This window comes from Mesorhizobium sp. M0174 (assembly GCF_040322275.1).
GTDB lineage: Bacteria > Pseudomonadota > Alphaproteobacteria > Rhizobiales > Rhizobiaceae > Mesorhizobium.
This window is the reverse complement of the sequence record NZ_JAMYTB010000016.1, coordinates 94271-101525: the sequence shown is the minus strand read 5'-3', so window position 1 is coordinate 101525 and position 7255 is coordinate 94271. Positions and strand designations below refer to the sequence as shown.

General features: G+C 63.1%; 8 protein-coding genes. All 8 read left to right on the top strand.

What is annotated here, in order from left to right:
* The coding region (locus tag NKJ13_RS24390) for an ATPase, T2SS/T4P/T4SS family (protein WP_352778679.1) at positions 1-386 on the top strand (386 nt) is incomplete at its 5' end.
* An 11-nt stretch (positions 387-397) separates the two neighbouring features.
* Entirely contained in the window at positions 398-706 is a 309-nt protein-coding gene (locus NKJ13_RS24385) for a TrbC/VirB2 family type IV secretion system protein (RefSeq protein ID WP_023680310.1), read from the top strand.
* A complete protein-coding gene (locus tag NKJ13_RS24380; RefSeq protein WP_023680309.1) occupies positions 706-978 on the top strand; it encodes a VirB3 family type IV secretion system protein in 273 nt (90 codons plus the stop codon). Before NKJ13_RS24385 ends, NKJ13_RS24380 begins: the two co-directional genes overlap by 1 nt.
* The gene (trbE, locus tag NKJ13_RS24375) at positions 972-3422 is read left to right on the top strand and encodes a conjugal transfer protein TrbE (RefSeq protein ID WP_352516140.1); all 2451 of its coding nucleotides are present in this window, start codon (positions 972-974) and stop codon (positions 3420-3422) included. The genes NKJ13_RS24380 and trbE overlap by 7 nt, the downstream gene beginning before the upstream one ends.
* Entirely contained in the window at positions 3419-4144 is a 726-nt protein-coding gene (gene trbJ / locus NKJ13_RS24370) for a P-type conjugative transfer protein TrbJ (RefSeq protein ID WP_352473678.1), read from the top strand. The genes trbE and trbJ overlap by 4 nt, the downstream gene beginning before the upstream one ends.
* Positions 4145-4180: 36 nt before the next feature.
* The gene (gene trbL, locus NKJ13_RS24365) at positions 4181-5503 is read left to right on the top strand and encodes a P-type conjugative transfer protein TrbL (protein ID WP_352509264.1); all 1323 of its coding nucleotides are present in this window, start codon (positions 4181-4183) and stop codon (positions 5501-5503) included.
* Complete coding sequence (gene trbF / locus NKJ13_RS24360; protein WP_352509262.1) at positions 5504-6235, top strand: conjugal transfer protein TrbF; 732 nt, start codon at positions 5504-5506, stop codon at positions 6233-6235.
* Positions 6225-7253, top strand: a complete 1029-nt coding sequence (trbG, locus tag NKJ13_RS24355) for a P-type conjugative transfer protein TrbG (protein WP_352509261.1) — start codon at positions 6225-6227, stop codon at positions 7251-7253. The genes trbF and trbG overlap by 11 nt, the downstream gene beginning before the upstream one ends.
* Positions 7254-7255 lie beyond the last annotated feature (2 nt).

Here is a 7255-nt window from a genome sequence, read left to right as displayed (position 1 = left end):
TGAGGACGAGGCGGGGGTCGGTCACGCTCGCCGATCTCGTGCGCTCGACCCTGCGGCTCAGACCCGACCGCATCATCGTGGGCGAAGTCAGGGGCGCGGAAGCCCTGGACATGCTGAAGGCATGGAACACCGGGCATCCCGGCGGCATCGCAACGGTTCACGCCAATTCGGCGCGCTCCGCTCTCTACCGTATCGAGCAGCTCGCCCAGGAAGCCGTCGTCACCGTTCCCCGCCGCCTCATCGCTGATGCGGTAGATCTGATCGTCTTCATCGCTGGGCGCGGATCCTCGCGCCGCATTGACGCGATCGCTGAGGTCACCGGTCTCGACAGCAGCGGTGATTACGCCGTTACCCCGCTCACGCTTCCGCAACTCCAGCAGTTTTGAAAGGTCACCTCATGCTCAAGAAGCTTCGCTTCCTTTCGTCCACCGCGCTCGCGTTTCTTCTCACCGTCCCGGCCCACGCAGCGGGCTCCGGCATGCCTTGGGAACAGCCGCTGCAGCAGATCCTTGAGTCGGTCCAGGGACCGGTCGCCAAGATCGTCGCGGTGATCATCATCATCACCACCGGCCTGACCCTTGCTTTCGGCGACACGGCAGGCGGTTTTCGCCGGCTGATCCAGATTGTCTTCGGCCTGTCGATCGCCTTCGCGGCATCGAGCTTCTTTCTCTCCTTCTTCTCCTTCGGCGGCGGGGCACTCGTCTGATGGCCACCGGAGAGCAGCATATCGAGGGTTTCGAAGTCCCCGTTCACAGGGCATTGACTGAGCCGATCCTGCTGGGCGGCGCGCCGCGAGCGGTGGCGATCCTCAACGGCACGGTGGCCGCGGCAATAGGCCTTGGCCTGCAGCAGTGGATCGCCGGACTGGCGCTCTGGATCGCCGGCCACACGCTCGCGGTCTTTGCCGCTCGCCGCGATCCGGACTTCGCCAGCGTGCTTGTCCGTCATCTTCGCCTGAAGGGGTGGCTTGCATGCTGAACCTTTCGGAGTATCGCGGCAAAGCCGATCGGCTGGCCGATCATCTGCCCTGGGCCGCTTTGGTCGCGCCCGGCATCGTGCTCAATAAAGACGGTAGCTTCCAGCGAACCTTCCGGTTCCGTGGCCCCGACCTTGAAAGCGCGACCGAAGCCGAATTGGTCGGCATCTGCGCACGAGCCAACAATGCGCTACGAAGGTTGGGCTCCGGATGGGGGTTGTTTTTCGAGGCCGAGCGCGTTGAAGCGCTGGGCTATCCGAGCTCGGCTTTTCCCGATGCTGCCTCATGGCTGGTCGATGAGGAACGGCGCGCGGCCTTCGAGGGCAAGGTCGCGCACTTCGAGAGTCGCTATCATCTGACCTTGGTCTTCATGCCGGCGCCAGATGGCCAGGCGCGGGCGGAAAGCGCACTGGTCGACTCGCATCACTCGGGAGGGGCTAGAGACTGGCGCCAGGAGCTGGCGTGGTTTCGCGACGAGACCGACCGCGTCCTGGATTTGCTGTCCGGCTTCATGCCGGAAGTGCGCGCCCTCGATGATGCCGAGACGCTAACCTATCTGCACGGCACAATCTCGACCTACCAACATCCGGTCGCCATGCCGGAAACGCCAATGTATCTCGACGGTGTTCTGGTTGACGCGCCGCTTACCGGCGGCCTGGAGCCGATGCTGGGTGAGCAGCATCTGTGCACCCTCACCATCCTTGGTTTCCCGAACGTCACCCGGCCAGGGATCCTCGACGCGCTCAACCATCAGGATTTCGCCTACCGCTGGATGACGCGCTTCATCCCGCTCGACAAGACGGAAGCCACAAAGACACTGACCCGGTTGCGCCGTCAGTGGTTTGCCAAGCGCAAATCGGTCGCAGCCATCCTGCGCGAGGTCGTGACCAACGAACCCGTCCCTCTCGTCGATAGTGACGCCGACAACAAGGCGCTCGATGCGGATGCCGCCCTTCAGGCATTGGGCGGCGATCACGTCGGCTTCGGCTATCTCACCACAACGGTGACGGTATGGGACCAGGACCGGCAGGCCGCCGCGGAAAAGCTCCGAGCGGTTGAGCGCATAGTCAATGGGCTCGGCTTCACCACGATCCGTGAAAGCATCAATGCGGTCGAGGCGTGGCTCGGCTCATTGCCCGGCCATGTCTATGCCAACGTTCGCCAGCCGCTCATTCATACATTGAACCTTGCCCATCTCATGCCGCTATCGTCGGTTTGGGCCGGTCCGGCGACAAACGAGCATCTCGCGAAAGTCACCCGGATCGAAGCACCGTCGCTTCTTGTTGCCGAGACCAGCGGGTCCACCCCGTTTCGGCTTTCCACCCATGTCGACGATGTCGGTCACATGCTGATCGTTGGTCCGACCGGTGCCGGCAAGTCGGTTCTGCTCGCGCTAGTCGCTCTGCAGTTTCGACGCTATGCCGGGGCGCAGGTCTATGTCTTCGACAAGGGCAATTCGGCTCGTGCGGCAACACTGGCCATGGGCGGAGAACACCACGCGCTGGGCGCGGATGGTGCGCTTGCCTTCCAGCCACTGAGCAATATCGGCGACCAGACTACTCGCAGCTGGGCGGCGGAATGGATAGCCGGCCTCGTTGCCCATGAGAATGTCAGCGTTACGCCGGAGGTAAAGGAGGCGATCTGGTCGGCACTCATCAGCCTTGCGACTGCGCCGGTGCAGGAACGCACGCTGACGGGCCTGTCGGTTCTGCTTCAGTCCAATGGGCTCAAGGCCGCGTTGATGCCCTACACGCTCGACGGTCCCTTCGGCCGGCTGCTCGATGCCGATGAAGATCGGCTGGCTTTGTCGGATGTGCAGTGTTTCGAGACCGAAGAGCTGATGCACAGCCAAGGCGCTGTGCTCCCGGTGCTCACCTATCTGTTCCATCGTCTCGAGGAGCGGTTCGACGGACGGCCGACGCTGCTGATGCTCGACGAGGCGTGGGTCTATCTCGACAACCCTCTCTTTGCCGCCCGCATCCGCGAATGGCTGAAGGTGCTGCGAAAGAAGAACGTCTCCGTGATTTTCGCCACGCAGTCACTTGCAGACATCGCTGCCTCGTCGATCGCGCCGGCAATCATCGAGAGCTGCCCACAGCGCATTTTTCTTCCCAATGACCGTGCCGTGGAACCGCAGGTGCGGGCAGCCTATGAGTGCTTCGGCCTGAACGAGCGGCAAATCGAATTGGTCGCCCGTGCCACACCGAAGCGCCAGTATTATCTGCAGTCACGCCGCGGCAACCGCCTCTTCGAGCTCGGGCTCGGCCCGATCGCTCTTGCGCTCTGCGGCGCCTCTGATCCGGCCACGCAAGCTTTGATCGACAGCGTCCTGTCAGAGCACGGGCAGGACAGCTTTGCCTCCCGGTTCCTGAGTGCGCGCGGCCTCGATTGGGCTGCCGAGCTTCTCCAGCAATTCCCTCAACCAGACAAGGAGCAATCGTCATGATGCGGCGCCGCCTTCTCACCAGCCTGATCACCGTTTCCCTGATCGCAAAACCAATGGCCGACTACGTTCAGCCGGCCCACGCCCTGATCGTGTTCGATCCGTCGAATTATGCGCAGAACGTGCTGACAGCGGCACGTTCCCTGGAGCAGATAAACAACCAGATCCAGTCGCTTCAGAACCAGGCGACGATGCTGCAGAACATGGCGCGGCACCTTCAGCGCCTGGATTTTTCTTCCGTGGGCCAGCTCACAGGTTCGCTCCAACGGATCGACGGCCTGATGACCCAGGCCAGCGGCCTGAGCTTCGATCTCGACAAGCTTCAGAACCAGTGGCGTGTGCAATATCCGGAAAGCTACGACGCCACAATCGAGGTCAACGATGTGGCGAGCGCCGCGCGCGAGCGCTGGCAAAACGCCATGCAGGCGTTCCGCCAAACCATGAGCGCGCAGTCGCAGATCGTGGAGAACGTGCGGGCCGACGGCGACCTGCTTACCGATCTCGTCAACCGCAGTCAGGGCGCGGCAGGTGCCCTTGAGGCAAGCCAGGCCACCAATCAGCTGATCGCGCTTTCGACCAAGCAGCAGATGCAGATCCAGACGCTGCTCGCGACCCAGTTCCGGGCTGAAGCCGAAGATGCTGCCCGCAAGGCGCAGTCTGAGGAAGCCGCCCGCGAGACGACGAAGCGTTTCCTGGGCACCGGTACGGCCTATCCCGGCAACTGATCAGCAGTTCTTCAAGACAACGAGGAAGGCGGCGACATGAATGACCTCGGCGTCATTGATCGCTTCATGGAGACTTTTACCCGCTATATTGATAGCGGGTTCGGTCTGCTTTCGGGCGACGTCGCCTTTCTCACCACCATCCTGATCGGCATTGACATCACGCTGGCGGGCCTGGTCTGGGCGTTCGGCGGCGAACCCAATATTCTCGGTCGGCTCGTCCGAAAGGTGCTCTATGTCGGCGCCTTCGCGTTCATCCTGAACAATTTCAGAAGCCTTGCCGACATTATCTACCGCTCCTTTGCCGGGCTCGGCATCAACGCTTCGTCCGGCAATTTGTCCGCCGACAGTCTCCTGCGGCCAGGCCGCATTGCCGCGGCCGGCTTCGAGGGCGCCTGGCCGCTGCTCAATCAAGCGAGCCAGCTAGTCGGCTTTCCCGAGATTTTTGGCAACGCGCTGACCATCTTCGTGCTGCTTCTCGCCTGGTTCCTGGTCCTCATCGCCTTCTTCATCCTTTCCATCCAGCTTTTCATCACCATCCTGGAGTTCAAACTCACCACATTGGCCGGCTTTGTTCTGGTGCCCTTCGCGCTCTGGAACCGCTCGGCGTTTCTGGCCGAGCGCGTGCTCGGCAATGTGATCTCGTCGGGCATTAAGGTGATGGTGCTTGCCGTCATCGTCGGCATCGGCTCCACGCTCTTCGGCGAGTTCGCTTCCGCCCTGCAAGGCAAGGAGCCGGACTTGGCCGCGGCCATGTCACAGGTACTGGGCGCGTTGGCGCTGCTTGGGCTCGGCATTTTCGGGCCGGGAATTGCCTCGGGTCTTGTCTCGGGCGCGCCGCAGCTTGGCGCGGGAGCCGCACTCGGAACCACCGCGGCGGCCGCCGGATCAACTCTCGTTGCCGGAGGTGCGGCGCTTGCCGGCGCGCGCATGGCAACCGGCGGCGGTCTCGCCGCCGTTCGAGCCGGCACGGCCATGGGATCGGCTGCTTCCACAGCTTGGCAGATGGGGCGTGCAACATCGCCCGAGTCCGGCCTCTCCGGCGTAGCGGCTGGACTGCAGGGCGTTGCCGGCGCAGCTGGCGGCGCCGCGATGCGGGGAATGCGATCTGCAACAGAACCATTCCGGCGCAGCGCCGATGCCGGCCGCGATGCCGCCTGGACCGCGACGGGCGGCACGCCGACCGCATCAATGACCGGAAACCCTGCCGCGTCAGGTGCCAATGCCGCGCCGGCGTGGGCGAGGCGCTTGCGTTCCGAACAGACCGCGCGCGCCCATCGCCACGCCGCCACGCAGGCCGTCCGCGATGGCGATCGGGGTGGAAGCGGCGCCAACCCCTCTCTCAACGATAAGGAAGACTAGATGCTCTTCAAGCGACCAGTTCAACGTTACGGGAAGACGCCCCACCCCGTCACACCATACCAGAAGGCCGCCCAACTTTGGGACGAGCGCATCGGCACTGCGCGCGTGCAGGCAAGGAACTGGCGCCTGATGGCCTTTGGCTGCCTCGCTCTGGCCACCGGGCTCTCTGGTGGACTCTTGTGGCAGTCGATGCAGGGCCGCGTCGTGCCCTATGTCGTCGAGGTTGATCGTTTCGGCGAGGCGCGCGCCGTCGCTCCAGCAATCCGGGACTACGAGCCCACCGATGCCCAGATCGCCTGGCATCTCGGCCGCTTCATCCAGAATGTCCGCTCTGTTTCCACCGATGCGGTGCTAGTGCGGCAGAATTGGCTGTCGGCCTACGACTTTGCCACCGACCGTGGAGCCCTCTTTCTCAACGAGTACGCTAAGGCCAACGACCCGTTCGGCAAGATCGGGACGCGCAGCGTCTCGGTGCAGGTGACGAGCGTGGTTCGAGCGTCCGACAGCTCCTATCAAGTCAAATGGACCGAGCAGGTCTTTGAGCGCGGCAGCCTCGCCAGCACAACGCGTTGGACCGGGATCCTCACCATTGTGATCCGGCCGCCGAACAATACCGATCAGCTGCGCAAAAACCCGCTCGGCGTCTTCATCAATGCCATCGACTGGTCGCGCGAGCTCGACAGTGCCGCGCAGACTTCCGTTCCCCCAAAGGAGCCCGCCAATGATAAATAGACTCTCGTCGCTCCGCACTGCGCTGGTCCTGTCGACGTCGGCTGCGGTCATCTCCGCCTGTGCCTCGAAGCCGGTGCCGCCACCTCAGATTTCCTATGATGCTGCCAAGTTCCAACCGGCGGCAATCGAGAAGGCGCCGGAGAAGCCCATCAAAGTCGTGGAAGTGCCGAAACCGCTACCGCTGCCCGGCCAGTTGCAGCCCGAGCCGGGCAAGGCTGCTGAAGACAGGCGCTCGCCTGAAGAACGTGTCGCCGATGCCAACAAGGCGGCGACGCAGCAACCCACCAAATATGGCTATGTGAATGCGGTGCAGGTTTACCCCTTTGCCGAAGGCTTGCTCTACCAGCTCTATGCCGCACCGGAGCGCGTCAGCGATATCGCTCTGCAGTCAGGCGAGAAACTCCAATCCGTGTCGGCCGGCGATACAGTGCGCTGGGTAATTGGCGACACCGTCAGTGGCTCCGGCGATGACCAGCGCACCCATGTGCTGGTGAAGCCCTTCGCGCCAGGACTTGCCACCAATCTGGTGATCACCACGGACCGGCGAAGCTATCACTTGCAGCTTCAAAGCACGGATAAGACCGCCATGGCGGCAATCTCCTGGACCTACAGCGAGGACCAGATTATCGCGCTACGCCGGCGCGATGCGCAGGCCGAGGCTGCTATGCCAGTGGCGTCGAATGTGGCTCTCGAAAATATTCGCTTCCGCTATTCGATTACCGGCGACATGCCGCCCTGGAGGCCGACGCGCGCGTTCGATGATGGCAGCAAGGTCTACATCGAGTTTCCGCGCCGCATCGATCAGGGCGAGGCCCCGCCGCTCTTCATCGTCGGTGCTGACGGGGACAACCAGCTCGTCAACTACCGCATACGCGGCAACTATTACATTGTCGATCGCCTCTTCGCCGCGGCCGAACTGCGCCTCGGCGCCAAGCAGCAACAGGTGGTGCGCATCACGAGGACCGACGGCAGGCAAGCGCCGCTGCGGAAATTGCTCTTTTCGCGTTCCAGCAGGTGAGG

Excerpts from the sequence above, each read along its gene's own strand:
- trbE (WP_352516140.1), top strand. The coding sequence starts at position 972 with ATGCTGAACCTTTCGGAGTATCGCGGCAAAGCCGATCGGCTGGCCGAT.
- NKJ13_RS24380 (WP_023680309.1), top strand. The coding sequence starts at position 706 with ATGGCCACCGGAGAGCAGCATATCGAGGGTTTCGAAGTCCCCGTTCAC.
- trbF (WP_352509262.1), top strand. The coding sequence starts at position 5,504 with ATGCTCTTCAAGCGACCAGTTCAACGTTACGGGAAGACGCCCCACCCC.
- trbG (WP_352509261.1), top strand. The coding sequence starts at position 6,225 with ATGATAAATAGACTCTCGTCGCTCCGCACTGCGCTGGTCCTGTCGACG.
- trbL (WP_352509264.1), top strand. The coding sequence starts at position 4,181 with ATGAATGACCTCGGCGTCATTGATCGCTTCATGGAGACTTTTACCCGC.
- NKJ13_RS24385 (WP_023680310.1), top strand. The coding sequence starts at position 398 with ATGCTCAAGAAGCTTCGCTTCCTTTCGTCCACCGCGCTCGCGTTTCTT.
- trbJ (WP_352473678.1), top strand. The coding sequence starts at position 3,419 with ATGATGCGGCGCCGCCTTCTCACCAGCCTGATCACCGTTTCCCTGATC.